Here is a 24,335-nt window from a genome sequence, read left to right as displayed (position 1 = left end):
GCTGCCCGGATCTTGCCGTATCGGTTCCGCAACATCACGGAGAGAGACCCCAGTTGAGCAACGAAGAGCAGGACCGCGCCAGCGGGAGCGTGCCGAACGCCTTCGGTAACGCCCTCGCCTGGAAGTGGTCCCGCGAGATGCCCACGCCCCTGCGGCGCGGCTTCCTCACGCTGCTCTACGCCCTCCGTGCCATGGCCAACGCCTCCGGCGAACTGCGCTTCACCGGCGACCGTCAGCCCATCCGCATCCAGGACATCGCCAGGGCGGCCGGCGCCAGTGAGAAGGACGCGCGCCGCTACCTCGATGCCGCGATCCGCTCAGGTGCCGTCGTCGTCAAGGGCGAGCGGAAGCGCGGCAAGCCCACGCTGTACGTGATCGTCCCGACGCCGTGGCCCGACTGGAAGGCCGCCGAGGACTACCTCAAGTCGACCGCCCGGAAGCCGGGGAAGCGTCCCGCGCCGTGGTCGACAGAGACCGGAAGTTCGGGTGACCGCGACCCGAACCAGAACGGGTCACCGCGACCCGAACTTACCGACGGTACGGACAACGAAGTTCGGGTCACCGCGACCCGTATGAGTTCGGGTCACCGCGACCCGAACGGTTCGGGTCACCGCGACCCGAACAACCCAGGGGTTACCCAAGAGCTTTCCCAAGACGGGGCTCAGGTCGTTTCTCAACCTCAGCCACTAGGGCCCCCCGAGTCACAAGATCACGACTCCCACGAAGACGACCACGCCGCCGCCGACACATCCGGCTGGCTCCTCTGCGCCCGCTGCGGCGACCCGATGCTCCCGCGCTACGGCCGCACCACCCACGCCCACTGCCAGCCCTTCACCGAACCCGAGAGGACCGCGTCATGACCACCGCCACCGGACCCCGCACCCTCACCCAGGCCGAGCTCGTCGCCGAGGCCGCCGAGCGCTTCGGAGACGACCCGCTCAAGTGGGCCTTCGTCTGCCCCTCCTGCGGCGACGTCGCCAACGGCCAGGACTTCAGCGAGGCCCTCGCCGCCAACCCGCGCAAGCACCGCTCCGGCGAGACCGTCATCGCCTCGGACGTCGTCGGCCAGGAGTGCATCGGGCGCACCCTCGGCGCCCTTGCGAAGGGCCAGGGGAAGTACACCGGCCGCGGCTGCGACTGGGCCGCCTACGGCCTCCTCTGCGGCCCGTGGACGATCACCCTCCCCAACGACCGCACCATGCACGCCTTCCCGCTCGCCCCCGCGCCGTGAGCACCCCCTACGAGCGGCTCATGGCCGAAGCGATCCCCACCGGGAAGTTCGGCTACCCACCGCCCCCCAGTGACCCCCACAAGCGGCCCTGGACTCCACACGAGCAAGCCGAACACCGCCGCATCGCCGACGAAGCCGTAGCCGACTGGCACGACCCCAGCGACCGAGCCGAGCAGAAGCGCCACCTCCACCTCGTCCCGACTGAGCAGAGCCACACAGACGCCGCCTGACCGCCGTCTCATCCGGTTCCGCCCGCCATCGCGCATCACGCGCGCACACGAGAGGCAACCCGTGATCATCAGCCTGAACCGCGCCCAGCTCGCCGCGCTCCTCGCCCACCACGTCGACGTCCTCGCCGCACGCTGGCACGCAGTGGCCCCCGGCGCTGGCGCGTGGGAGGTCGCCGCCGCTCTCAGCCTCACCGCTCACGCCAACGAGCTGACCGCCGACGAGGAGGCACCGGCCGTCGCCGAGCTCCTCGACTCGATCATCACGTGCCCCATTCCGCCGGCCGTCGTGGAGCCGTCCGAGCAGCCGCGGCTGTTCCACCTCCAGCGCGACCACGACGTCTCCGGCGTCTCCGGTACCGGCCGCGTCGCCAACGGCGTCCTGTGGCCCGACGGGACCGTTTCGCTGCGCTGGATAGGCGAGCGGCCGTCCACGGTCCACTGGGATCGCCTGGCGGACGCTGAGCACGTCCACGGGCATGGTGGCGCCACTCGCATCGTGTGGGCCGACGAGCAGCCGCCAGGGGACCGGGAGGCCGTACTGCGGGAGGCGGTCGACGTCGCCCGCGAGGAAGGTCACCGGCTTGAGGCCCAGGTGGGCATCGAGCCGGCGCGCGGCGCCCGCTCCGTCGCCTACCTGCTGAGCAAGCTCCTTGCGAAGGCGCAGCCGGCGGCCGAGGCGAAGCCCGAGACCGAGGTGCAGCAGCCGTGACCACTGCCGCCCGCGACGCCGCGGACTGGCGCCTGCGGGCGGCATGCCGCGGCCAAGACACCGAGCAATGGTTCGGCCAGATCCACGAGATCGGCGCAGCCCTCGCGATCTGCGCCCGCTGCCCCGTCCGCGACATGTGCCTCTACGAGTGCATGCGCGAAGAGGTGCCCTCCTACCGGTACGGCGTCCGTGGCGGCCTCACCGCAGCCGACCGGCGCCGACTCCCCGAAGGCCAGGAGATGACCATCGCCGCCTTCCGCCGCCTCCTCGACGAGATCGACGAGCAGGGCGGCCCCGAAGCCGCCCGCCACAACCGCCTGCACCTCCCCGACGACGAAGGGACCCAACAGCCCATGTCCACCGCACCCGCCCACCCGGTCGTCGACGTCCAGCTCAAGGCCAGCGCCGACGTCCGCCTCAAGACCGTCCCCGCCGACCCCGAGCCGATCCCCGTCGGCCAGCTCCTCAAGTGGGGCGACGAGCACCCCGACACCGAGGTCCGAGACCAGGCAGCCCGCGTGCGAGCCGGCCTCACCGGGCTCCGCAACCGTCACGCCGCCGACCAGGAGCTCACCGCCATCACCACCGAGGCCGAGCAGCTGGAGAAGCGCCTCGCCGAACTCCGCGCCCGTGAGGCCGAACTCGCGCCGGCCAAACCGAAGAAGGCCCGGAAGCCCGTCGACTACCCGGCCGCAGAGGTCCGTGTGTGGGCGAAGGAGAACGGCCTCGACTGCCCCGCCATCGGCCGCGTCCCGAAGGCCATCGTCGACGCCTGGCGCGCCGCCCAGGAGCCGAAGTGATCGCCGAGCTCCTCGCCAGCTTCGCCATAGCCGCCGTGACCGTCGCGTGGACGTTCCTCGCGACGGTCCGGTGGGCCCGCTTCGGCAACGACCAGCCCAACCCGCCCCGCCACACGCCCTCATGGGCCCGGAGGAACCGATGAACCGCCTCATTGCCGAACTCGGCCGCGCCCGCCAGGAGCTGAGCACCTGGCTCTACAAAGGCGTGAAGGGCTCGCGCGTGCACGAGCGAGTGGCTCAGCTCATCGACGACCACCAGACGGCCGTGAAGGACGCCCACGCCCACCAGCTCGCCGAGCAGATCCGCGCCGACGCGCAGGCCCGGCACGACCGCGACTTCAGCGACAACCGGATCTTCCGCCTGAAGGGCGCTCAAGCGGCCGCCGACCTGATCGACCCGGAGGTCTCCCCGTGAACCGCATCCTCACGCCCCTGACCGCCGCCTACTGCCTCGCCAGCCTCGCCATGCTCGACTGCGCGATCACCAGCCAGCAGAACGGCAGCACGCTGTACTGCGCGATCTTCGCCGCCTGCGCCGTGCTCTTCGGCCTCGCCGTCGGCCACCACGCCTACCACCGCGACGAACTCCGCTTCACCCGCGCCCAGCTGGAGCGCAACGCCAGACCGCCCACCCCCGCCACGGACGCGGTTGTCGCCGTGGCGCTCGCTGCCGCCTGCTGCGAGCGCTGGTGGACATCCGCCGGCGCCGAGCACGAGCCCGCCACCTGTACCAGGAAGGACCAGACCACATGAGCCCGGCACACACGCCCCTGGAAGGCCTCGTAGAGCCCGGAGGATGCGAGCAGCACCCCACGGCGGGACGTATCGGCTCACACTGTCTGTCCTGCGTGATCGTCCCGGCGCCGTCCGGCATGAACGTGCCCGAGATGCTGCTCCCCGAGGCCGCCACACCGGAGCGCCTGACCGTCGACACGATCAACAGCGACCAACTCGACGCGCTGTACGACCGCATCGCCACCCTGGAGCACGTCGCCGCGGGCAACAAGCGGCACGTCCAGCTGATCGTGCCCGAGCTGGAGGCCGCCGAGGCCCGTGCCGAGGCCGCGTCACGCGTAGGCACGCAGTACCTCGCCGCCGCCGAACGCTACGAGGCGGCATGGCGCAACGCCCGCGCTCGTGCCGCCGTGCTCTCCAACGAGCTGACACGCCGCGCCCCGCTCACCGGCCAGTACGCCGCCGCCCTCGCCCGGGTGCACGCCCTGTACGAGCAGTGGGTGAAGGCCGGACCGCCGCCGCTCGGCACGTCCGTGTCCCGCTGGTGGGACGCGCGCCTCGTCGAACTCCGCGCGGCAGTGGACGACTCCATCCCGGCCGCGCCCAACCTCGTCCACCCCGAGCCGAACCCGCAGGTCAGCGAGCCGACCCAGGTGGACGAACAGCCCGCCTGCGCCTGCACGTACGGCCAGCGCTGCCCCAACTGCCGTGACTGAGCACGACGAAGGGGCGTGCGCCACAGTCTTGGCCGGACCAGCGCACGCCCCCAGGTGGACCCACCGTATCGCCCCACGCACCACAGGAGCCACGACGATGAGCCCCACCGCCGCACACCACCTCACCACCGTCATCCGCCACTGGACCGACCTCGTCGACGCCCTCGGCGGAACCAGCGCCCCCGTCTGGCCGCCCGCCGGTCGCATGTCCGACTACCTCCGCGCCCTTGACGAGCTGGACGCCGACGAGCTGGAGGCCGAGCGGCACCGCGCCCTCGCCCTGCGCACCCTGGAACGCGACCCGTCCCAGATCGGCGAGCGCCCCATCCCGATCCGGCTGACCGTGCACGAGACGATGCGCATCGTCCAGGCCGGGCTCATCGAGTGCGCCGACCAAGTCGCGGCCGTCGTACAGCGCCCCGTCATGGGCCCACTCCCCGCCGGCTACCCGAAGGCGGACCGCGAGCGCCGCGAGCTCCTCGTCATCCAGGACCGGAACGACCGGCGCCGGTGGTCCTGGACCGGTACCCGCCCGGGCGCCCCGTACGCCGCGCTGTGGCTCCTCGGCCGCGTCCAGGGCGCCCCCGGCCCGTTCCGCCCGCTCCCCGCCCCTGAGGCCCAGCTGATCGCTAACGTCGCCCGCGGAGCCGCCGAGCGCATCGAGCATGTCCTCGACGTCGGCGAGCGCACCGCCACCCTCGCGCAGACCTGCCCGCGCATGATCAAGGTGGTGTTCCCGTGCAACGGCCGCATCGAGATGTACGGAGGCGCCGGCGCACCTCCGGTCGCTCGCTGCACCGAGTGCGGGCACGTGTGGACCGGACAGGACGTACCCGCCGTCGCGTAAAATCGAACAAGTTTGCTAAACCGAGCGACCAGGCCTAATGTGACCCACGTCCGCGTACTCGCGTAACACGGACACCCGTAGCGCCCTCCCTTGATTCCACCCAGGGAGGGCGCTGCGGCATGACGAAGCCCCCGCACGCGCTCGCGCGGGGGCTCACGTACGCCCGACTACTCCTCGGCCTTCAGTTTCTTACGGGACGCTCCACTCAGGCCGGCGCCGATCTGCTGAGCTCGCGCCGCACTGATGCCGCCGAGGAGCGCACCGATCTCGGCCCAGGTCTTCCCCTGCGCCTTGAGCGACTGGACCCGGCGCTGCCGCAGGTCACGCAGCTTCGAGTGCTGATCCGGCCACTTGGCCAGCGCCTGCGACACGGCGACGGCGCACGCCTCGTCGTCCTCGATGGCCTCGAACGCCTCGATTGCTTCCACCAGGCGCCGCACCTCCTCCAACTCGTCTGCCACGCGCGCCCCTTCCTGCGGTGAGCGCGACCCGCCCTCACGTTAAACCCTAGGGTTGCGGTCATCAACCCTAGGGTTTAGCTTGGTCGGGCGGGGCCGCCTCCTTGGTCCCGTGCGAACAACTAAGCCCCCGGCCCGCTGATTTGGCGATCCCGGGCCGGGGGCGGACCTGCACGCAACCGTGACGAAGGAGCAGGCCCTGATGCCTGAGCGTACCGATCAACCCCCTGAGCAGCCCAGCCCCGCGCCCTGGTCCCCGCCGCCCGGCCGCATCCTCAGCGAGCCCGCCACCGTCGACACCTGCCGCGCCGACTACGACGCTGGCGCCGACGTCCGCGACACCCTCGCCGACCAGGAAGCGAGGGCGCGCCGATGAAGGGCTTCCTCCGCAGCCTGCTCCCCGGTAACGACCGGCAGTTGGCCGCCGACCTCAGCACCCAGCGCCGCCGCAACCACCGCCGCTCCGTCGGCAAGGCGGCGGCCGAGGGCCAGGCATGGGAGGACGCCGACCGCCAGCGTGACCGGCGCGGCGGCTGGCGCCACACCGACTGGACCAACTGAGCCCACCAGATCGGCCGCCCCCGCGAAATCCCCCGGCGGGGGCGGCCACCATCTTGGAGACCACCGTGAGCACACCGCCACCCGTCGGCAAGCCCCTCTCCGTCAAGGTCGACGCCCAGCTGCACGACGACCTCCAGGCCATGCTCGCCACCGGTATGACCGTGTCCGACGCAGTCCGCTCCGCGCTGCGCATCGTGGCCGGCACCTACCGCAAGGTCTGGGACAACACCGACGTACCGTTCGGCACTCGTCCGACGATCGAGCGGTACTGGATCACACGGTACGACCCCGGTCAGTGGCCCGAGCCCGGCACCTTCCAGACCACCGTTCCTACCGCTTACTGGGCGCGTACGACGTCCGATCACGCCCGTACGACGCCCGGTCCTACGCCGGGCGCCCAGGGCCCGACGCCGGTACGACCGGAGGGGCCATGGCCGGGCCCGCAGTGATCGTCTGGCCGGTCATCGCAGCCATCGGCGCGGCCGGCCTGCTCGCCGTCGCACCCCGCCGCGCCCCACTCCTCTACCTCGGCCCGGCCGCCTGCACCGTCGCCCTCATCACCCTCGCCGTGACCTACGTCGCGGCCGTCTGGAGCCACTGACCATGCCGTACACCGTCATCAACCTCGGTGGCGTCGCCATCGGCGTCGGCATCATCCTCATGTTCCTCATCCGCTGGTGGTTCCAGGAGAAACACCGGTGGGCCGGCCTGGTCCCGTTCGTCCTCGCCCACATCTACGGCCTGCTCGCCGCGCTGGCCACGTTCACCGCCTGGTCCGCGCTCGGCGTCGTCACCTGGCTCGCGATCTGGATCGCCAACGTCGGCGGGTGGGCCGGCCTGGTCGTCGGCGTCGGGGGGAACGCCCCGCTCGTCGTCCGCGGCAACCCCGTCGTCCTCACGGACGGGGGTTTCGTGATCGTCTTCCTGTTCACGCTGGTGTTCATCGCCCTGCTGAAGTGGGCGCCCAAAGTGCCGAACTCGAAGCTGATGACGGGAGCGTTCTCCGGCGTGTGCCTGGCCCTGTCCGGGAACGTGGCCGGGATGGCTGCGGTACCGCTCGGCAGCGCGGTCAACATGCTCGGCTCCGGGTTCACCGGGACGTTCACGTGAGCGCCGACGAGGCCCCAGAGACAGAGGCCGAGGAGGCCGAACCGGCGGGGGAGTCGGACGGGATGAGCGAGCGCGCGGCCCGCGTGATCCTCGCCCTTGTTGCCGGGCTCGCCGTCTGGGGCCTCGTCGCCGCGTTCCCTGAGATCGCCTACGTCATCGTCGGCATCCTCGGCACACACGGCTGGCAGAAGGCCCGCCACTGGACCACCCGCCGCCACGACGACCAGGCCGCCGCCGAGGAGGAGACGCCCCCGGACGTCGGCGAGGCTCTGCGCCGCCTCGTCGGCGACGACAAGGGCGTCCTCCTCACCACCCTCCGCGCCGACCTGAAGCTCCCCGACACCAAGGCCGTGAAGGCGCTCCTCAAGGCCGAGGGCATCCCCTGGAAGGCCGTACGCACGGGAGAGGGGAACGGGCCGGCCGTACACCGGGATGCCATCCCGCCCGCGCCCTCTCCCCCTGCTGCCGAACCCCATGGAGAGGGTTGTTGTTGCAGGTCAGACGACAACGCCAACAGCAACAACGGTGACGGAGAGGCATCCGGGGAGGGGATCCGTGTACAGGCCATCGGCGATGCCGGTTACCTCGCCCCAACCCGCGGCGACCTCGAAAACATCGTCGACCGCTTCTTCGCCGAGGCCGAGAAGGCGCACGGCAAGACGCACAGGCGAGAGCCTCCAACCCCCTGAGGCTGAGCGCCACTGGCCCCGCCGCTTCCCCTTCGCGGCGGGGCCTTCGTACGCCATCCTGAACCCATGCCCGCAGCCCTGAAGTTCACCGGCGCCGACAAGGACCTGACGTTGGACGAGCTCGCAGCGTTCGTCGACGCCGCCAGGAAGGCCGGCGTCCCCGGCGACAACCCGATACGCGCGGAGCTGTCGACGACCGGGAAGATCAAGGAAGTTGAGACCGCCCTCGACGAGGACGACGACTGACCGCTCCCGTTTGACACCACAGGGAGGATGAGCCCATGACCGAACGGTTCACGTACAGCGGTTCAGCCACAATCGGCGGCGTGCAGCTCCCGAACGTCCGGCTCCAGGAGAACGCCCCGGACGGAGGGCTGAGGTCCTGGGAAGGCTCGGCGCGCTTCTCTGCGAGCGACACGCCAGAGGGTTTCCCGGGGGACCTGGAAGGCCCTCAGTCCGTGCTCATCGAGCTGCCGGACGGCCGGACGGGCCAGGTGCTCGTGACGAGCATCGGCTTCAACGGGGCGCACTGGAGCGTGGGCCTGCTGGGTACCGGGCCAGCTCCGAAGTGATCGCTGGACTACGTCCGTAGTTGCGTTCGACGCGATCATGCCGCATCCTGGCCCCACGTCCGGCGTGCCCGGACCCTGATACTCCGAGAATCACCCAGCACGTAACCGGGAGTCGTGCTCCGGACGGGAGGCCCCGAGCCGCACAGGCCGGGGCCTCCGCCTTTCCCAACACTCCGCACCAGGCAGCGGACACCGACGTTCACATCGTCTCCACATGCCGCATGATGGACCCTCAGGCACGCACGTCCAGGGGGGACCATGCGCACCCACACCACCACCGCGCTCGCCGCCGGCGCCCTGCTCGCCCTCACCAGCTGCGCCGATCAGACGCCAGGAAGCGCCGCCGTTCGCGAAGCGAGCGTCACCGCGCGTGAGACCGCCGACGGAAGCACCGGCAGCGCAGACCTGATCATCCCTGGGGCAACCAAGGAACAAGCCCGCGCCGCCATCCGCGACCACGCGCGCGGCATCCGAGGCGCCGAGCTGTACTACATCAAGGTCCAGCACAGCGAGGCCGCCAGCCGCTACGTCTGCCGCGCCCGCTGGTACGCCGACCCCGACGCGTACCGCGCCCACAGCGGCAGCACCGAGGCGTGGCCCGACTCCTGGCCGCACCTCGCCATCAACTGCCCGTAGGAGCGCTTACCCGCCCCGCAGTCTGGCCCGGCTCGCGCCCGTGCGCGGCCGGGCCTTCGCACGCCCGGAGGTGACCATGGTCTCCGGCTGGACCAAGACCCCCGTCACCGACGAGGACTACGAGCGCGTACGCGAGCTGCACGCGCAAGGGATGGGCCGCAACGCCATCGCCCGCGAGATCGGCCGCGCGCAGCGCACCGTCTCCGTCATCGCCGCCGAACTCGGGCTCGTCTTCGACGTCACCATGACCGAGGAGGCCACCCGGCACCGCGTCGCCCAGCTTGCCGAGCGGCGCGCCGTCCTCGCCGAGGCCCTCCAGGGCGACGCCGAGCGTCTCACCGAGCAGCTCTGGCGGCCCTCGGTGGTCTACAGCTTCGGCGGCAAGGAGAACACCTACAACGAGCGCCCGGTCGACGAGCCGCCGGCCGACGCGAAGAAGGCGCTCATGTCCACCGCGGGCATGGCCATCGACCGGTCGCTGAAGCTTGTGCCCCCCTCGGCCGACGCCGGAGCCGACGACGCGAAGTCGATGCTCGGCCAGCTCATGCTCGGTCTCAAGGCGGCGTACGACGAGGCCGCGGGCGAGGAGGGCGGCGCCGACGAGGAGGCGGAGGGTGAGTCTCCTTGATGCGCTGCCGCTGTCCCGCAAGCAGATCGTCTCCGTCGTGGAGGCCGAGGCGCGCATCAACGCGTGGGAGGGGTCGGTCCGTTCCGGGAAGACGATCGCGTCGCTGATCTGCTGGCTCGCCTTCGTCGCCGACGCCCCGACCGGGGGCGAGCTGGTGATGGTGGGCCGCACCCGCGACTCCCTGTACCGGAACGTGATCGCGCCGCTCACGAACCCGGAGATCTTCGGGCCGCTCGCCAAGCAGATCAGCTACAACGCGGGCGCCCCGATCGCGATCATCATGGGCCGCGTCGTCCACGTCCTCGGTGCGAACGACGCGAAGGCTGAACCCAAGGTCCGAGGCATGACTTGCGCGGGCGCGTACGTCGACGAGGCGACCACCCTGCCCCGGACGTTCTTCGACCAGCTGGTCGCGCGCTGCTCCGTCAAGGGCGCGCGGATCTTCACGACGACCAACCCGGACAACCCGGCGCACTGGTTCCGCAAGGAGTACCTGAAGCGGCCCGCCGAGACCGGCCTGCGCAGCTGGCACTTCACCCTCGACGACAACCCGTACCTCGACCCGCAGTACGTCGCGTTCCTCAAGACCACCTACACCGGGCTGTTCTACCGGCGGAACATCCTCGGGCACTGGGTGCAGGCCGAGGGCGCGATCTACGAGGCGTTCGACGAGCAGCGTCACGTCGTCGCCGACCTCCCGCACATCCAACGGTGGCTGTGCGACGCGATCGACTACGGCACCACCAACCCGTACGCCGACCTCCTCATCGGGCTCGGCGTCGACCAACGGCTCTACGTCGTCTCGGAGTACCGGTGGGACTCGCGCACCGAACGCCGGAAGAAGACCGACGCCGAGTACTCCGCCGCACGCCGGCACTGGCTCGCCTCCGTGGCCCAGCCGCAGACCAACGTCCTCGGTGTCCACCCGGACTGGACGGTCGTCGACCCGTCCGCGGCCTCGTACATCGAGCAGCTGCACCGGGACGGCGTCTCCGGCGTCACCCCGGCAGAGAACACCGTGCTGGACGGCATCCGAACCGTGGCGGCCCTGTTCGCCGGTGACCGGCTGCGCGTACACCCGTCCGCGCGCGGGCTGATCGAGGAACTCCCGGGCTACTCCTGGGACGACGAGGCAGCGGAGAAGGGCGAGGACAAGCCCATCAAGATCGATGACCACTCGTGCGATGCGCTGCGGTACGGCGTCCGTACGACCGAGGCCCTGTGGCGGCCGCACATCCCGATGCTCCTGGAGGTGGCCGCGTAATGCCTCTGCCCACTGGCGACATGACGTGGCCACCCGTCGACGAGCGCGTCCAGTACGCCCTCGCCGACTGGGATGCCTGGTACTCCTCCGAGCCCGACCGCCTTGAAGCCCGCTACTCCGGCCGCGGCTACCGCGAAGCCATCGACCGGCCGGCGCAGCACCGCGGTGGCCTCGTTGGGCGCCTCGCTCGCTGGTTCTGGGGCCAGCCCACACCGGAGGGCGAGAAGCGCGACAAGCTCCACGTGCCGCTCGCCGGGGACATCGCCCGGACCTCTTCGGAGCTGCTGTTCTCGGAGCCGCCCAAACTCCTTGCCCCGGAGGGGGCCAGCGAAGCGACACAGCAGGCCCTCGACGCGCTCATGGAGGACGGTCTCCAGCCAACCCTCCTGGAGGCCGGGGAGATCTGCGCAGCGCTCGGGGGCGCCTACCTGCGCGTCGTCTGGGACGACGAGGTGTCCGACCGGCCGTGGATCGACACCGCGGCCGCCGACCGCGCCGTCCCCGAGTTCCGGTACGGGCGGCTCGTCGCGGTCACCTTCTGGACCGTCCTGGAGGCCGAAGGGCGCAACGACCAGAGGGTCTTCCGGCACCTGGAGCGCCACGAGAAGGGCCGCATCTTCCACGGCCTCTACGAGGGCTCCGCAACGAGCCTGGGCGCCGCACGGCCGCTCGCCGACCACCCCGAGACAGCACCGCTCGCCTCGATGGTCGACGAGGAGGGCGGCCTCGACACCGGCGCCCCCGACCACCTCACCGCGGCATACGTGCCCAACGTGCGCCCCGCGCGCGCCTGGCGGCACATCCCCACGGCCGCCTACTGGGGACAGTCGGACTTCCAGGGCATCGAAGGCCTGATGGACCAGCTGGACGAGACCTACTCGTCGTGGATGCGGGACGTGCAGAACGGCAAGGGCCGCATCGTCGTCCCCGACACGATGCTGGAGTCCCTCGGCCCCGGCCAGGGCGTGGCATGGAGCGAGGAACGCCGGGTCTACTCGGGGCTCAACATGCTCCAGCGGCCAGGCGACCCGAATCCGCTCACCGTCGTCCAGTTCGACATCCGGGTCCAGGAGCACCGCGACACGTGCGCCGAGCTCGTGGAGCAGGCGGTACGGCAGGCCGGCTATTCCTCCTCGACGTTCGGTGAGACCGGCGACGGGGCCGCGGTCACCGCGACCGAGATCCGCGCTCGCGAGCGCCGGAGCATGGCTACCCGCTCGCGCAAGACTCTGTACTGGGGCCCGGCGCTCGCCAGCATCACGGCCGCCTTGATGGCCGTACAGGCAGGCGACAGGTTCCGCGTCACGGGCTTGGACCTGGAGCCGCCGAAGGTGGAGTTCCAGGACTCCATCAGTGAGGGCCCGACCGAGTTGGCCACCACGGCCGAGCTGCTGCGCCGGGCCGAGGCAGCGTCCACGGACACCCTCGTGCGGATGATGCATCCGGACTGGGACGACCAGCAGGTTGAGGCCGAGGTCGACAAGATCCTCGGCGAGTCCGGGCGCGCGGTTGCTGACCCGTTTGAGACGGGAGCCGAGGGGGTGCCGAATGCCGGTATCCCCAGCGATGGCGGAGGACCTCGCGACTGAGGTCCGGCGCCTCTACGAGGACGCCGAGGCCTCGCTCCTGGAGCGCCTCGCCGCGGCCCTGGAAGCGGACATCGAGTCGCCCCGGTGGGCGGAGCTCAAGTTCGCGGCCGTGGGCGATCTCCGGCGGGCCGTGGAGACCGTCTCGACGGCTCTGGCGAATGACACGTCCGGTGCCGTCGCCGAAGCGCTGATCGAGGCGTACAACCGCGGCCGCCAGGCCGCCGTCGCCGAGCTCGGCGCGCTCGACGTCGGGCGGGAGCTGGTGGCCCGCCGGACGCTGCCCAACGCCGCGGCGGTCGACCGGCTTGCCGCCTCGATGGCGGAGGACACCCGGCCGCTTTACCAGCGCATCACGCGCGCGGTCGTCGACACCTTCCGCTCGATCGTGTCGCGGGTGTCCGGCGGCGTCCTGCTCGGCACGACGACGCGCCGCCAGGCCACCCAGAGGGCACTGGACCAGTTCGCCAGCCGAGGAATCACCGGGTTCGTCGACCGCGCCGGCCGCTCCTGGGACATGGCCGCCTACGCCGAGATGGCCGTACGGTCCGTCACCGCGCGCGCCGCGATCGAGGGCCACATCGACGCCCTCGCCGAGATCCAAGTGGGACTCGTCGTTGTGTCGGACGCACCGCTGGAGTGCCCGCTGTGCGCAGCGTGGGAGGGCGAGATCCTCACCCTGGCCGACCGCTCCGGCCCTCACACGATCCGTGCCGAGCACGAGATCGAGGACGGCCGTACGGTCGTCATCCATGTCGCGGGCAGTCTCCTTGAGGCCCGCGCAGCAGGGCTGTTCCACCCGAACTGCCGCCACAGCCTGAGCGCGTACCTGCCCGGCGTCACGACGCGGCCCGAGGCACCTCCGACGCCAGGGACGACGTACGAGGACACTCAGCGGCAGCGGGAGATCGAGCGGCACATCCGCCGGTGGAAGCGCCGTGCAGCAGCCGCTATGGACGACGACGCCCGCCGATCGGCGAACGCGAAGGTCCGCGAGTGGCAGAAGGCCATGCGCGAGCACGTGGCCGCGCACGAGCACCTGCGCCGCAAGCCTGAGCGCGAGCAGGTCCAGACTGCCCGGACGCAGCCGTCGGCCCGCGCAGAGAGCACCGAGGCCGCCAGGCTGCGTACAGACCCTGGCGCGCTGCGCGAGATGACGGAGGAGCAGCTGGCCACCGCCATGCGCTCCGGCCGACTGTCCGGCGAGGACCTCCGACGGGTCCAGGACGAGGTCGACCGGCGCGAGACCGAGGCCCTGCTCGCCCGTGCGCGCCCGGCCCTGCGCCTGGTCGACGACCTCACCGGGTTCTCCGACGACGAGCTCGCGCGACTGCTGCCGCACCTCAACACGGGTGACGTGCTGCGCCTGGCCGCCGAGATGGACCGCCGCGATGCCGACACCCAGCTTCCCGGGGTCGACGATCGGCTGGCGCGCATGTCGGACGAGCAGCTCGGGCAGCTCGCCCGGGACGCGAGCGGCGAGGACCTGGCGGCGATTGCTGCGGAGGCCGACCGGCGCCAGCTGCTCGCGGAGGTCTTCCCCGGTGGTCGCCTCGCCGCGGACCTCTCCGGCGTCGACGAGGACACCCTCGGGTGGGCGCTGCGCTACGCCAGCGCGCAGGACGCCGAACGGATCGCGGCCGAGATGGACCGCCGGCACCCAGCGACCCCGCTACCAGAAGCTGCGGGCGCGCACTCAGTGGAAGGGCAGCTCGCCGACCACGCCGCGATGGACGCCATCCTCGGGCCGGCGGGAACGCCGGACGACTGGGCGTTCCTCGCAGACGATCTGCCGGACCCGTTCGAGGGCATGTCGTCGACGGAGCGCTGGATCGCCGAACGCGAGGCGGAAGCCGAGTCGGCGCGCGGCGCGTACACGCGCGCGCAGGTCCGGGAGATGTACCGCGAGCACGTCTTCGCGCAGCTGCTGGCCGCCGAAGAGGCCACGAACGGCCGCCTGTTGAGCCGCAAGGCGCAGGCGGACGGTGTCGACCCAGTGTCGCTGTTCACGGGTCCGTCACACATCGCGTACGCGCGTGCCTCGGAAGAGCTGAAGCGGTGGTGGGAAGACAACCCGCGCACTACGCTTGCCGAGTACACGGAGCAGATCACCGGGCAGCGCAGCGAGGCCGCGGAGAAGGCCCGCAAGAACCGCGGTGATCAGCAGAACCGACTCTGACCCAGGGGGTACCAGGTGGGTCCGCGTGAGCAGCTGGTGAGGGCAACCAACGAGGGCGCCGAGGCCGCACGGCAGGGCGCTCACGTCACCGTGTGCCCGTACGCCGCTGGGGACCTCCGCCGTACCGCCTGGATCCGCGGCTACGCCAAGAATCGGCAGCTGCCGACCGCGTAGCGCTCCGACCGCTCCACCCCCTTTCAGGGCCCGCCACTGTGCGGGCCCTTTCTCATGCTCCCGGCACCCGCCGCACGGCGACCGCCGGACTATCCCGCACGGGAGATCAACATGCAGGTCCCTTTCAAGCACCCGCTGGCAACTCACGCAGCGGGCACCGTCCTTGGCCAGCGCCGCAACGGCTCGCCGATCTACGCCATCGCGGGTGGCAGCGGCGAGGGCGAAGGCGGCTCCGGCACCGGAACCCCGCCGCCAGCACCCGGCGGAGGGGGAACCCCGCCCGCGACGCCTCCAGCCGCACCTCCGGCCGCCACGCCCCCTGCGGGCGGCGACGGCACGGACTGGAAGGCCGAGGCCCGCAAGTGGGAGGACCGGGCGAAGGCGAACAAGACCGCTGCCGACGAGCTCGAAGCGCTCAAGGCCGCGAACATGAGCGAGCAGGAGAAGGCCGTCAAGGCGGCGAAGGCTGACGGCCGCACGGCCGCCCTCGCCGAGGCAGCTCCGCAGATCGCTCAAGCCCGGCTCGAAGCCGCTGCCGCTCGCGCGGGCGTCGACCTCGGCGAGTTCGCCGAGTTCATCGACCTCACCAAGTTCGTCGGCGACGGCGGCCAGGTCGACGACAAGGCCATCCAGGCCGCCGTCACCAAGTTCTCCAAGCTCGCGCCGAAGGGCGCGGGACGCTCCGGCGGCGACATGGGCGGCGGAGGCGGCTCCGGAGACCAGGGCGGCTCCATCGACAAGCAGATCGAGGACGCGACCAAGGCCCGCAACTTCGCCGAAGTCGTACGACTCAGGCGGCTCAAGGCCGCACAGACCACGTAAGGAGTAGGCCATGGCCGGCATCACCGGAATGGGCACCACCTTCAACCTCCCCAACTACGCCGGGGAACTCTTCGCGATCACGCCGGAGGACACCCCGTTCCTGTCGGCCATCGGCGGACTTACGGGCGGCGGCATGACGACGTCGCAGGAGTTCGAGTGGCAGACCTACGACCTGCGCGACCCGTCGCAGCGCACCAAGGTGGAGGGCGCGACCGCGCCGACCGCCGAGGAGCGCGTGCGGGCGAACGTGCGGAACGTCGTCCAGATCCACCAGGAGAAGGTCTCCGTCTCGTACACCAAGCAGGCCGCCATCGGCGCGCTGGCGACGCCCGGCGCGGCGCCGTTCCGCGGCGTGGACGGCTCGAACCCGGTCTCCAACGAGATGGACTGGCAGATCGCCCAGGCGCTCAAGTCCATCGCGCTGGACGTGAACTTCAGCTTCCTGAACGGCGAGTTCGCGAACCCGACCACGAACGCGACCGCCCGTAAGACCAAGGGCATCCTCGAAGCGATCGTGACGAACCGGATCGCCCGGGGCACCACGGTCACGGGCGCGACATCGGCGACGGACACGATCACTTCGACCGGTCACGGCCTGGTCGACGGCAACAAGATCGTGTTCCGGGACACCGGCGACGCGACCGGCATCATCGCTGGCCGCGTCTACTTCGTCGACCAGATCACCACCGACACCTTCAAGGTGTCCGCGACCAGCGGCGGCGCGGCGATCACCCTGGGCACGTCCTCGGGGATCTCCTACACGGTGCCGTGGTCGACGACCCTGGCGACCAGCCACATCGACGACCTGATCCAGCTCGCCTACGACAACGGTGGCGTCTCCGAGCAGGAGACGGCAACGATCGTGACGAACTCGGTCCAGAAGCGGGCGATCACCAAGGCGTTCGCCGACGCGTACGGCAAGTCCGTCATGGTCACCGAGGCCAACCGCAACGTCGGCGGCGTTAACGTGCAGACCATCGAGACCGACTTCGGCCGGTTCGGGATCATGTTGGACCGGCACATGCCGCAGGACACGATCCTGGTGGCGTCGCTGGAGCAGCTGATGCCGGTCATGCTGAACATCCCCGGCAAGGGCGTCATGTTCGAGGAGCCGCTCGCCAAGACGGGCGCCTCCGACGAGGTCCAGCTGTACGGGGAGATCGGCCTCAAGTTCGGCAACGAGCGCGCGCATGCGGTCATGAACGGCCTGGTGGTGTGACGTGGCGGTCTACGAGCGAGGCGCCGGCGCACACGTCGCCGAGCGGGTGCGGCCAGTACCGGGCAGCGAGGAGGCCGAGCGGTACGCCGCCCTGGCCGCCGACCCCGCGTCCGGGTGGCGCTGCGCCGAGCCCGACCCCGAGCCGGATCAGGAGCCGGTCGTCCTGGAGCGGCCGTCCAAGTCGGCGTCCAAGGCGGACTGGAAGGCTTACGCCGTCCAGGAAGGCATGGGCGAGGCCGAGGCGGACAAGGCCCCGCGCGACGAGCTGGCCGCGAAGTACACGGACGGAGGCGGTGACTGATGGCCCTCACCCGCACCAGGGTGGAGGTCAAGCTCACCGCCACCCAGACCAAGCCCGACGACCTGTCCGTCCCTCAGGACGCGATCGAGTACCTCAAGGCCCTGTCGTTCGTGGACGGGGCCGGGGCGGGTGCGGCGAATCTCGTCTTCCACGACAAGCGCACCCTCGCCGCGTCCGCGACGGAGAACCTGGACCTGGCCGGCGTCCTCAGCGACAAGTTCGGCCAGGCCCTCACCTTCGCCCGGATCAAGGCCGTGCTCGTCGTGGCGGCCGCGGCGAACACGAACAACGTCCAGGTGACCCAGCCCGCGGCCAACGGCGTCCCAGGCGTCTTCCTGGCCGCAGGCGACGGCATCTCCGTCCAGCCCGGCGGGGCGTTCCTGTGGGTGGCCCCGAGCGCCGCTGGCGCCGTGGTCACCGCAGGCACCGGGGACCTGCTGACGGCGACCAACTCGGCGGCCGGCACGTCGGTGACGTACGACGTGCTGATCCTCGGCGCGGCGACGTAGGGGGGTGCCCGGTGGCCAGGATCTACGCCACGGCGGACGACTACCAGGAGTTCACCGGGCAGACCCCGCCGTCGGACATCACCGTCCTGCTGGCCGACGCTACGCGGATGCTGGAGGCGGCCGTCTTCCGCCAGTGCCTTTTCGAGGCTGACGAGGACGGCTACCCCTCCAACACCCTCGTACGGCAGGCGTTCACCGACGCTGTGTGCGCGCAGACGCGGTGGTTCGATGACGTCGGGGACTCCACGGGGGCGTCTGCGGTCGGGTGGGGCAGCGTACGGCTCGGCTCGGCGCAGCTGTCCCGCTCGGTGACCTCCGTGTCGGGGGCATCCTCCCCTTCGCGGGAGATCGCCCCGGCGGTCTGGGACGTGCTCCAGGCCCCGGACCTCACCCCGGACATCTTCACGCTGGGGGCGGTGACGCAGACGTGAAGCTCCCTGGCATGTGGCTGCGTCACACCGTGACCGTGGAGCCGTACGAGGGCAACAGCGCGGTCGGGCCCCTGTACGGCCAGCCCGTCCAGGTGCGGTGCTTCCTCGAGGAGAAGAACCGGCTGGTGCGCGCGCCGGACGGCCGCGAGGTCACCAGCTCGACGACGTTCTACTGCCGTCTGGACGCAGTCGACGCACCGCCGGAGTCCAAGGTGACCCTGCCCGGTGACCGCCAGACCACCGTCATCGACCAGGCCCGGCACGACGGCGGTGGCCTACCCCTTCCGGACCACCTCGAAGTGCAGCTCATCTAGGAGGTGTCGCCGTGCAGTACACGCGGTTCAGCTTCTCGGGCCGACGCCAGTGGACCACGCGCGGCCGGCGCCTCGCCTCGGACGGGCTTCGGCGCGGCCTGGAGCACGTACTCGCGGAGTCCCGGAAGATCGTCCCCTTGGACGAGGGCACCCTCGAACGGTCCGGACGGGTCGACGTCGACGGCCTCAACGGTGCCGTCTCGTACGACACCGTGTACGCGCGCAGGCAGCACGAGGAACTGACCTGGAAGCACCTCCCGGGCAGGTCTGCGAAGTATCTGGAGATCCCGATGAACCGGGAACGGGACGTCGTGCTGCGGCTGATGGCGGTGGACCTGAGGAGGTGGCTACGTGGCTGACCTCCTCGACGGCCTGGCCCGCCACCTCCAGGACAAGCAGTTGGTCTCGTACCGGACGGCCTCGGCTGGGGGTGACTGCTTCCTGGAGTCGATGCCGCAGACGCCAGACGAGGCGGTCGTCCTGTCGACGTACGACGACGGCCGCGAGCCGGACAGCCTGCTCGGCTACGACGAGCCGCGCGTCCAGGTACGCGTGCGCGGAACGAAGGACCCCCGCGTGTCCCGGGAGCGGTGCAAGGCCATCTATGCCGAGCTGCACGGGCTCGGCCCTGTGACGCTGCCGGACGGCACCGAACTGATCCTGTCCGTCGCCCTCCAGAACGGCCCGGCGACGATCGGCACGGACGAGAACGGCCGGCACGAGCACGTCGTGAACTTCCGCATGGAGCACCGCGCGGTGACTGAGCACCGCGTGTAGCCCCTCAACTCCCCTTTTCCAGCCCGGGCGGTGTGCGCTGCGGGCATTTCGTCATGCCCCGGAGGAGACATGGCAGCGACCAAGTACAACGCCCGCGACTGCGAGTTCGAGATCGAGGACTTCAACACCCCCGGTACGTGGGTGGCGATCCGGACCGCCCAGGGCGGATCCGGCGAGGGTGGCGTCAACACCTTCAGCGTCGGCCACGAGTACGAGACCACCGACACCACGACCTTCGCCAGCGACGGCCGCGCCGAGTCGCAGAACATGCAGGAGGGCAAGACCCTCACCCTGGAGGGCTTCCGCCTCAAGGACAAGGTCACCGGAGCCCTCGATCCTGGGATGGCGCTCGTGGAAGCCCAGGCCGCGCGCCTCGGCGAGGACAGCCTCGTGGGCTTCCGCTTCGCGGCCCCGGGCGACGCGAACTGGACGGTGTGGGCGAACGCTCACTTCCAGCTCGGCGACTCCGGCGGCGGTAACAACGACAAGGTCGGCTGGTCTGTGACCGTGACCCGTTCCGGTCCCGACAGCACCGCGGCCAAGTCGTGACGGCCAAGAACACCCACGAGTCGTGGGACGCGTTCTGGGCCGAGGTGTCCGGCGGCCGTACGGAGATCATCCGTGGGGTCGAAGTCACCGTCCCCACGGACATGCCGCTCGGTTTCCAGGCCCGTCTCGAACAGCTCCGCCACCTCGGCGAGGAATCCCCGCTGGAGGAGTTCGAAGATCTCGTGTCGCCGCTCTTCGGTGAGGGCACCTTCGGCCAGTGGGTCGACGCCGGCATGGGGTCGAAGGAGTTCCTCACGGCCATCACGTGGGGCATGGCGCAGGCCAAGGGCACGGACATGTCGTTCCGCGAGGCCTACGAGATCGTCACCAGCGACGACCCGGGAAAAGCGGCGGGGGCGAACCGGGCAACGCGGCGGGCGGCAAAGACGACCGCTTCGAGTTCGCGATCCGCCGCTGGTGGTGGGCGGTCGAAGCCGACTTCGCGCGCGAGTACCGGCTCCAGCCGCAAGACATCGCAGCGCTGACCCGGCGCCGCTTCATCAACCTCCTCACCGGCCTCAGCCCCGAGGCCATCTTCCGCAAGGTCGCGGGCGACTACATCGCGGTCGTTGACGACAACGAGCAGATCCGCGCGGCCCTGCACTCCTGACCAACCACAACTCAACAGCGGCAGGGGGTGCTTGGCGTGGCCCTCACCATCGGCGAGCTGGTCGGTCTCATCAACGCGGACGACTCCGGCATGCGGCGAGGCCTGTCGGGTGCCGATCTGGCCATGCGGGGCTTTCAGCGGGACACCGAGGGGCGCCTGCGCCACCTGGACGGCCGCTTCGCCACTACCGGAGAGCTGATCGCGGCAGGCCTGCGCGAGGGAACCGACGAGGGCGACCGGTTCAGCCTCTCGCTCGGCCGGATTGCCGGGATGGCCGGCGGCCTGGCTGGGGTGGCGGGGTCGGTGGGCCGGATCGTGGCCATGCTCGGTGCTGCGGCTCCGGCCGCTGCCGGGCTGGCCACGACGCTGGCGAACATCGCTCCGGCTGCGGGTGTGGCGGCTACGGGCATCGTCGCGGTGCAGCTGGCGACGAACGCCGTCAAGATCGGTATGGCGGGAGTCAGCGACGCCGTGTCGGCCGCGTTCGACCCCTCGAAGGCCGAGGAGTTCGAGGAGGCCCTCAAGAAGCTCAGCCCCAACGCGCGAGCGTTCGTGCTGGAACTGAAGGGCATGTCGGAGGAGTTCGACGCCCTGAAGAAGAACGTCCAGGACCGGCTTTTCGAGCGCCTGGACGAGGTCCTGCGCGGCATGGCCGAGTACACGCTGCCTGTCCTCCACAACGGGCTGAGCAACGCCGCGGGCGCCGTGAACCTGATGGCCCGCAACGTGGGCAACGCGGCGATCGGGCTGAGCAAGTCCGGCACGCTCGGGCAGGCGATCAGCTCGGCGAACATCGGCCTGTTCAACCTGTCGCGGATCCCCGGTCAGTTGACGGTCGCGCTGGCCCAGGTTGCAGCAGCTGCCGGGCCCTCGTTCGAGCGGCTGACGAAGGCCGCCGGCAACGCCTTCGACAAGATCTCCGAGCGGATCTCGGACGCCTTCGAGTCCGGCCGGATGGAGCAGGCGATCGAGGACGCGATCGACCTGATCCGCGAGCTGGTGGACGTCGGCAGGAACGTCGGCAGGATCCTCGGCTCGGTGTTCGAGGCGGCTCAGACCTCTGGTGGGGGCCTGATCGGCACGCTGAAGGAGGTCACGGGCGCGCTCGCGGACGCGTTCGAGTCGCCGGAGGTACAGGCGGGGCTTCGGTCCCTGTTCGAGACCATGGGCCTGCTGGCGGAGACGGCCGCGCCGTTGCTCGGCCAGGCAATCAAGATGCTGGCCCCGATCCTGGAGGAGCTGGGGCCGCCGGTCCAGGAGCTGATCAAGGCGCTCGGTGATGCGCTGGGGCCGATCCTGGATGAGTTGGGGCCGGTGCTGGTTGAACTGGCTGGCGCCTTCGGTGAGCTGATCCTCGCAGCGTTGCCCCTCCTCAGCCTCGCAGGCGAGCTGATTGCCGAGCTGCTGCCGTCGTTGATCCCGCTCATCCGGATCGTGAGCGACATCATCGAGGAGCTGGCGCCCGTCATCGCTATGGCGGCCGAAGGGCTGGAGCTCCTTCTCCTTCCCATCCTTGAGGACATGGCGGAGTTCCTGGACGACGTCGTCGTCCCCGCGGTGAAGGGCTTCCTTGCGATCATGCAGGGCGATTTCACCACGGCTGCGGAGATCGGCCGCGACGTCATCAACGGCATGATCGACAGCCAGGTGCACGCGTTCGGCACACTGCCGGACCGTGTCAGGCCCTGGCTGGACGACTTCATCACCGGGACGACGGACGCTGGCCGTAACGCGGCGAGCGGACTCCTGAGGGGCGTGCGCGGCATGCTCAACGAGCTCACAGAGCAGATGGGCAAGGTCCCGGGGATTGCCCGCTCGCAGCTGTCCGGTATCGGCAGCACCCTCTACAACGCGGGAGCCGACCTGATCCGCGGCTTCATCAACGGCATCCGGGACATGATCGGCGGCGTCCGGTCCACGCTCAGCGACCTCACGTCCAACCTGACCTCGTGGAAGGGCCCGGAGGACGTCGACAAGCGGATCCTGCGCCCGGCCGGGCGTCTCGTCCTCGGCGGGTTCATCGACGGTATCGACGACCTGACCCCGGCTCTGCGGTCGCAGTTGCAGGGCCTGACCAGCGATCTGCCCGGCTTCGCGCTGCCCGACATGGCCATGGCCGGCGCCATGAGCATGGGTGCTGCCGGCGGGTACGGGGCGCCGACCCGCGTGGAAGTCGTCACCCGCAACGTCCTGGACGTGCGCGGAGGCGACGACGAGATGGTCCGTCTCATCCGCAAGTGGGCGGACATCGAGGGCGGCGGGGACGTCCAGGAAGCCTTCGGGAAGGCGGGGTGAGCTGATGGCCTACCCAACCGCGAAGATCGAAATCTTCGTCGGCGGGCAGTGGGTGGACATCACCGACGACGTCTACCTCCGCGCGCGCATCAGCATCACCCAGGGCAGGAGGGACCAGGCATCCCGCCCCGGCCCGGCCCGTTGCCGCTTCTACCTGAAGAACACTGCTGCGGCCAAGTACAGCCCGGTGAACCCCACTGGCGAGTACTACGGCCTTCTCAACATCGACACGCCGGTCCGGGTCAGCGTCAACCCCGCCGTCGCGCAGCGCTTCCGCTTCTTCGGGGACATCCCCAGCTTCCCGCTGGAGCGCAATCGAACCGACAAGGACCGGTGGGTCGCAGTCGACGCCTTCGGACCCCTCTACGGCCTCCAAAGGCGCAGCGCACCGCCACAAGACACGCTGCGCCGCCACATCGACGCGCACGGGCCGCTGGCGTACTGGCCGGGCACCGACGGGGAGAACGCCATCCAGGGCACGGAGGTCACCGGCGGCGGTTCCCCGCTGCGGTCGGTCGGCGAGGCCGGCTCCTTCTACCAGGGGCAACCGAACTGGGGGAGGGGACAGCTCGCGTCCTGGCTGGACCCGGTCGTGGAACTGCCCGCGCAAACCATCGGCTACGTCACCGCGACGATCTCCCCACGCACGATCAACGCCTGGTCCGTCGACCACGTCGTCAACAGCCGCGGCCCCGGCAACGTCACCAGCCTCCAGGTGTACGACACCGGCGCCCAGTCGGCCACCGTGCCCCGTGTCGAGTGGCGGATCGACGAATGGGGCAGCGGCAGCTTCAACCAGGTGCAGCTGCGCATCACCGAGCGACTGGACGCATCGTCGACGACCGCGATCCTGGCGACCATCAACGCCCCCGGCATCTATGACGGCGGCGTGCATCATCTGCGCCTGAAGGTCACTGACGACGGTGCCGGCGGGCTCGCCTGGGAGCTGTACATCGACGGCATCAGCGTGGCCAGCGGCACCCGAGCGACCGTGTTCCGCCCGCTCGAACAAGCCGTGTTCCGCTGGTCCCTCGTTGAAGGCGGCGGCGTCCCCACCGAGTCGGTGCCGTTCGGGCACCTCACCTACTGGGGCCCGAACGCCCCCGCGGCCATCGACACCTGGCGGGCCGTCCAGGGACACGTGCGCGAGCTCGCCGGGCGCCGTATCGAGCGTCTGTGCGCCGAGCAGAGTGTGCCGCTCCAAGTGAACGGCGACCTCGACACCAGCCCCGCCATGGGCCCGCAGAGACCGGGAAAGTTCCTTGACTTGCTGGCGAGTGCGGCAGCCGTGGACGGCGGGGTCCTGCACGAGGCCCGCGACGAGTTCGCGCTCGCCTACCGGACCAACGCATCCCGTTACAACCAAGGCCTGTGAGGTGAACA

The 24,335-nt window shown here is 70.5% G+C and carries 37 protein-coding genes; 36 read left to right on the top strand and 1 reads right to left on the bottom strand.

Going from position 1 to position 24,335, the window contains the following annotated elements:
* Positions 1–53: 53 nt before the first annotated feature.
* From BLU79_RS03160 to BLU79_RS03120, 10 genes are all read left to right on the top strand, one after another.
* Positions 54–860 carry a hypothetical protein gene (locus BLU79_RS03160; protein WP_093904002.1) on the top strand — a complete coding sequence of 269 codons (807 nt, stop codon included), beginning with the start codon at positions 54–56 and terminating at the stop codon, positions 858–860.
* Positions 857–1,231: a VVA0879 family protein gene (locus tag BLU79_RS03155; protein ID WP_093904001.1), complete on the top strand. Its 375-nt coding sequence runs from the start codon at positions 857–859 to the stop codon at positions 1,229–1,231. The genes BLU79_RS03160 and BLU79_RS03155 overlap by 4 nt, the downstream gene beginning before the upstream one ends.
* The gene (locus tag BLU79_RS03150; RefSeq protein ID WP_143052445.1) at positions 1,228–1,461 is read left to right on the top strand and encodes a hypothetical protein; all 234 of its coding nucleotides are present in this window, start codon (positions 1,228–1,230) and stop codon (positions 1,459–1,461) included. The genes BLU79_RS03155 and BLU79_RS03150 overlap by 4 nt, the downstream gene beginning before the upstream one ends.
* A gap of 61 nt (positions 1,462–1,522) precedes the next feature.
* Entirely contained in the window at positions 1,523–2,170 is a 648-nt protein-coding gene (locus BLU79_RS48780) for a hypothetical protein (RefSeq protein ID WP_256333115.1), read from the top strand.
* Positions 2,167–2,970, top strand: a complete 804-nt coding sequence (locus BLU79_RS03140; protein WP_093903999.1) for a WhiB family transcriptional regulator — start codon at positions 2,167–2,169, stop codon at positions 2,968–2,970. The genes BLU79_RS48780 and BLU79_RS03140 overlap by 4 nt, the downstream gene beginning before the upstream one ends.
* Entirely contained in the window at positions 2,967–3,113 is a 147-nt protein-coding gene (locus tag BLU79_RS48055; protein ID WP_177000836.1) for a hypothetical protein, read from the top strand. Before BLU79_RS03140 ends, BLU79_RS48055 begins: the two co-directional genes overlap by 4 nt.
* Entirely contained in the window at positions 3,110–3,385 is a 276-nt protein-coding gene (locus BLU79_RS03135; RefSeq protein ID WP_093903998.1) for a hypothetical protein, read from the top strand. Before BLU79_RS48055 ends, BLU79_RS03135 begins: the two co-directional genes overlap by 4 nt.
* Positions 3,382–3,723, top strand: a complete 342-nt coding sequence (locus tag BLU79_RS03130) for a hypothetical protein (RefSeq protein WP_093903997.1) — start codon at positions 3,382–3,384, stop codon at positions 3,721–3,723. Before BLU79_RS03135 ends, BLU79_RS03130 begins: the two co-directional genes overlap by 4 nt.
* A complete protein-coding gene (locus tag BLU79_RS03125) occupies positions 3,720–4,421 on the top strand; it encodes a hypothetical protein (protein ID WP_143052444.1) in 702 nt (233 codons plus the stop codon). Before BLU79_RS03130 ends, BLU79_RS03125 begins: the two co-directional genes overlap by 4 nt.
* 97 nt (positions 4,422–4,518) lie before the next feature.
* Positions 4,519–5,268 carry a hypothetical protein gene (locus BLU79_RS03120; protein ID WP_093903995.1) on the top strand — a complete coding sequence of 250 codons (750 nt, stop codon included), beginning with the start codon at positions 4,519–4,521 and terminating at the stop codon, positions 5,266–5,268.
* A 167-nt stretch (positions 5,269–5,435) separates the two neighbouring features.
* Here BLU79_RS03120 and BLU79_RS03115 read toward each other — a convergent pair whose 3' ends face one another.
* Complete coding sequence (locus BLU79_RS03115; protein ID WP_256333114.1) at positions 5,436–5,729, bottom strand: hypothetical protein; 294 nt, start codon at positions 5,727–5,729, stop codon at positions 5,436–5,438.
* Between the two features lie 199 nt (positions 5,730–5,928).
* Here BLU79_RS03115 and BLU79_RS48050 point away from each other — a divergent pair, with 199 nt between their 5' ends.
* The 26 genes from BLU79_RS48050 to BLU79_RS03000 all read left to right on the top strand — a co-directional run bounded on the left by BLU79_RS48050 (position 5,929) and on the right by BLU79_RS03000 (position 24,327).
* Positions 5,929–6,102 carry a hypothetical protein gene (locus BLU79_RS48050; RefSeq protein WP_177000835.1) on the top strand — a complete coding sequence of 58 codons (174 nt, stop codon included), beginning with the start codon at positions 5,929–5,931 and terminating at the stop codon, positions 6,100–6,102.
* A complete protein-coding gene (locus BLU79_RS03110; RefSeq protein ID WP_093903994.1) occupies positions 6,099–6,287 on the top strand; it encodes a hypothetical protein in 189 nt (62 codons plus the stop codon). The genes BLU79_RS48050 and BLU79_RS03110 overlap by 4 nt, the downstream gene beginning before the upstream one ends.
* A 65-nt stretch (positions 6,288–6,352) precedes the next feature.
* Positions 6,353–6,736, top strand: a complete 384-nt coding sequence (locus BLU79_RS03105; protein ID WP_093903993.1) for a hypothetical protein — start codon at positions 6,353–6,355, stop codon at positions 6,734–6,736.
* Positions 6,718–6,888, top strand: a complete 171-nt coding sequence (locus BLU79_RS48045; protein ID WP_177000834.1) for a hypothetical protein — start codon at positions 6,718–6,720, stop codon at positions 6,886–6,888. Before BLU79_RS03105 ends, BLU79_RS48045 begins: the two co-directional genes overlap by 19 nt.
* A gap of 2 nt (positions 6,889–6,890) precedes the next feature.
* Positions 6,891–7,397, top strand: coding sequence for a hypothetical protein (locus tag BLU79_RS03100; protein ID WP_093903992.1), 507 nt, complete (start codon positions 6,891–6,893; stop codon positions 7,395–7,397).
* The gene (locus tag BLU79_RS03095) at positions 7,394–8,086 is read left to right on the top strand and encodes a hypothetical protein (RefSeq protein WP_093903991.1); all 693 of its coding nucleotides are present in this window, start codon (positions 7,394–7,396) and stop codon (positions 8,084–8,086) included. The genes BLU79_RS03100 and BLU79_RS03095 overlap by 4 nt, the downstream gene beginning before the upstream one ends.
* A 66-nt stretch (positions 8,087–8,152) precedes the next feature.
* A complete protein-coding gene (locus BLU79_RS03090; RefSeq protein WP_093903990.1) occupies positions 8,153–8,332 on the top strand; it encodes a hypothetical protein in 180 nt (59 codons plus the stop codon).
* Positions 8,333–8,367: 35 nt separating this feature from the next.
* Positions 8,368–8,658 carry a hypothetical protein gene (locus BLU79_RS03085; RefSeq protein ID WP_093903989.1) on the top strand — a complete coding sequence of 97 codons (291 nt, stop codon included), beginning with the start codon at positions 8,368–8,370 and terminating at the stop codon, positions 8,656–8,658.
* A gap of 258 nt (positions 8,659–8,916) precedes the next feature.
* Positions 8,917–9,294 carry a hypothetical protein gene (locus BLU79_RS03080; protein ID WP_093903988.1) on the top strand — a complete coding sequence of 126 codons (378 nt, stop codon included), beginning with the start codon at positions 8,917–8,919 and terminating at the stop codon, positions 9,292–9,294.
* A 76-nt stretch (positions 9,295–9,370) separates the two neighbouring features.
* A complete protein-coding gene (locus BLU79_RS03075) occupies positions 9,371–9,922 on the top strand; it encodes a helix-turn-helix domain-containing protein (protein ID WP_093903987.1) in 552 nt (183 codons plus the stop codon).
* Positions 9,909–11,186 (top strand): PBSX family phage terminase large subunit, encoded by a 1,278-nt coding sequence (locus BLU79_RS03070; RefSeq protein ID WP_093903986.1) that lies wholly within the window; start codon positions 9,909–9,911, stop codon positions 11,184–11,186. The genes BLU79_RS03075 and BLU79_RS03070 overlap by 14 nt, the downstream gene beginning before the upstream one ends.
* 20 nt (positions 11,187–11,206) lie before the next feature.
* Positions 11,207–12,775, top strand: coding sequence for a phage portal protein (locus BLU79_RS03065; protein WP_256333113.1), 1,569 nt, complete (start codon positions 11,207–11,209; stop codon positions 12,773–12,775).
* On the top strand, positions 12,735–14,951 hold the full coding sequence (locus BLU79_RS03060) for a phage minor capsid protein (RefSeq protein WP_093903984.1): 2,217 nt from the start codon (positions 12,735–12,737) through the stop codon (positions 14,949–14,951). Before BLU79_RS03065 ends, BLU79_RS03060 begins: the two co-directional genes overlap by 41 nt.
* Before the next feature lie 36 nt (positions 14,952–14,987).
* Positions 14,988–15,125 carry an Rmf/CrpP fold protein gene (locus tag BLU79_RS48040; RefSeq protein WP_177000808.1) on the top strand — a complete coding sequence of 46 codons (138 nt, stop codon included), beginning with the start codon at positions 14,988–14,990 and terminating at the stop codon, positions 15,123–15,125.
* Between the two features lie 111 nt (positions 15,126–15,236).
* Positions 15,237–15,947: a hypothetical protein gene (locus BLU79_RS03055; RefSeq protein ID WP_093903983.1), complete on the top strand. Its 711-nt coding sequence runs from the start codon at positions 15,237–15,239 to the stop codon at positions 15,945–15,947.
* Between the two features lie 10 nt (positions 15,948–15,957).
* Positions 15,958–17,166 (top strand): SU10 major capsid protein, encoded by a 1,209-nt coding sequence (locus tag BLU79_RS03050; protein WP_093903982.1) that lies wholly within the window; start codon positions 15,958–15,960, stop codon positions 17,164–17,166.
* A 1-nt stretch (position 17,167) separates the two neighbouring features.
* Complete coding sequence (locus tag BLU79_RS03045) at positions 17,168–17,467, top strand: hypothetical protein (RefSeq protein WP_093903981.1); 300 nt, start codon at positions 17,168–17,170, stop codon at positions 17,465–17,467.
* The gene (locus BLU79_RS03040) at positions 17,467–17,976 is read left to right on the top strand and encodes a hypothetical protein (protein ID WP_093903980.1); all 510 of its coding nucleotides are present in this window, start codon (positions 17,467–17,469) and stop codon (positions 17,974–17,976) included. The genes BLU79_RS03045 and BLU79_RS03040 overlap by 1 nt, the downstream gene beginning before the upstream one ends.
* An 11-nt stretch (positions 17,977–17,987) precedes the next feature.
* Entirely contained in the window at positions 17,988–18,407 is a 420-nt protein-coding gene (locus tag BLU79_RS03035; RefSeq protein WP_093903979.1) for a hypothetical protein, read from the top strand.
* Between the two features lie 11 nt (positions 18,408–18,418).
* A complete protein-coding gene (locus BLU79_RS03030; RefSeq protein ID WP_093903978.1) occupies positions 18,419–18,721 on the top strand; it encodes a hypothetical protein in 303 nt (100 codons plus the stop codon).
* An 11-nt stretch (positions 18,722–18,732) separates the two neighbouring features.
* Complete coding sequence (locus tag BLU79_RS03025; protein WP_093903977.1) at positions 18,733–19,080, top strand: minor capsid protein; 348 nt, start codon at positions 18,733–18,735, stop codon at positions 19,078–19,080.
* A complete protein-coding gene (locus BLU79_RS03020) occupies positions 19,073–19,498 on the top strand; it encodes a minor capsid protein (RefSeq protein WP_093903976.1) in 426 nt (141 codons plus the stop codon). The genes BLU79_RS03025 and BLU79_RS03020 overlap by 8 nt, the downstream gene beginning before the upstream one ends.
* 69 nt (positions 19,499–19,567) lie before the next feature.
* Entirely contained in the window at positions 19,568–20,047 is a 480-nt protein-coding gene (locus BLU79_RS03015; RefSeq protein WP_093903975.1) for a phage tail tube protein, read from the top strand.
* Positions 20,044–20,532, top strand: a complete 489-nt coding sequence (locus BLU79_RS03010) for a hypothetical protein (RefSeq protein WP_093903974.1) — start codon at positions 20,044–20,046, stop codon at positions 20,530–20,532. The genes BLU79_RS03015 and BLU79_RS03010 overlap by 4 nt, the downstream gene beginning before the upstream one ends.
* Before the next feature lie 161 nt (positions 20,533–20,693).
* Complete coding sequence (locus tag BLU79_RS03005; protein WP_093903973.1) at positions 20,694–22,952, top strand: phage tail protein; 2,259 nt, start codon at positions 20,694–20,696, stop codon at positions 22,950–22,952.
* A gap of 4 nt (positions 22,953–22,956) precedes the next feature.
* A complete protein-coding gene (locus tag BLU79_RS03000; protein ID WP_093903972.1) occupies positions 22,957–24,327 on the top strand; it encodes a hypothetical protein in 1,371 nt (456 codons plus the stop codon).
* The last annotated feature ends 8 nt before the right edge of the window (positions 24,328–24,335 follow it).

Origin of the sequence: Streptomyces sp. cf386, from assembly GCF_900103585.1 — a bacterium.
Lineage (GTDB): Bacteria > Actinomycetota > Actinomycetes > Streptomycetales > Streptomycetaceae > Streptomyces.
This window is presented reverse-complemented; position numbering and strand designations above follow the sequence as displayed.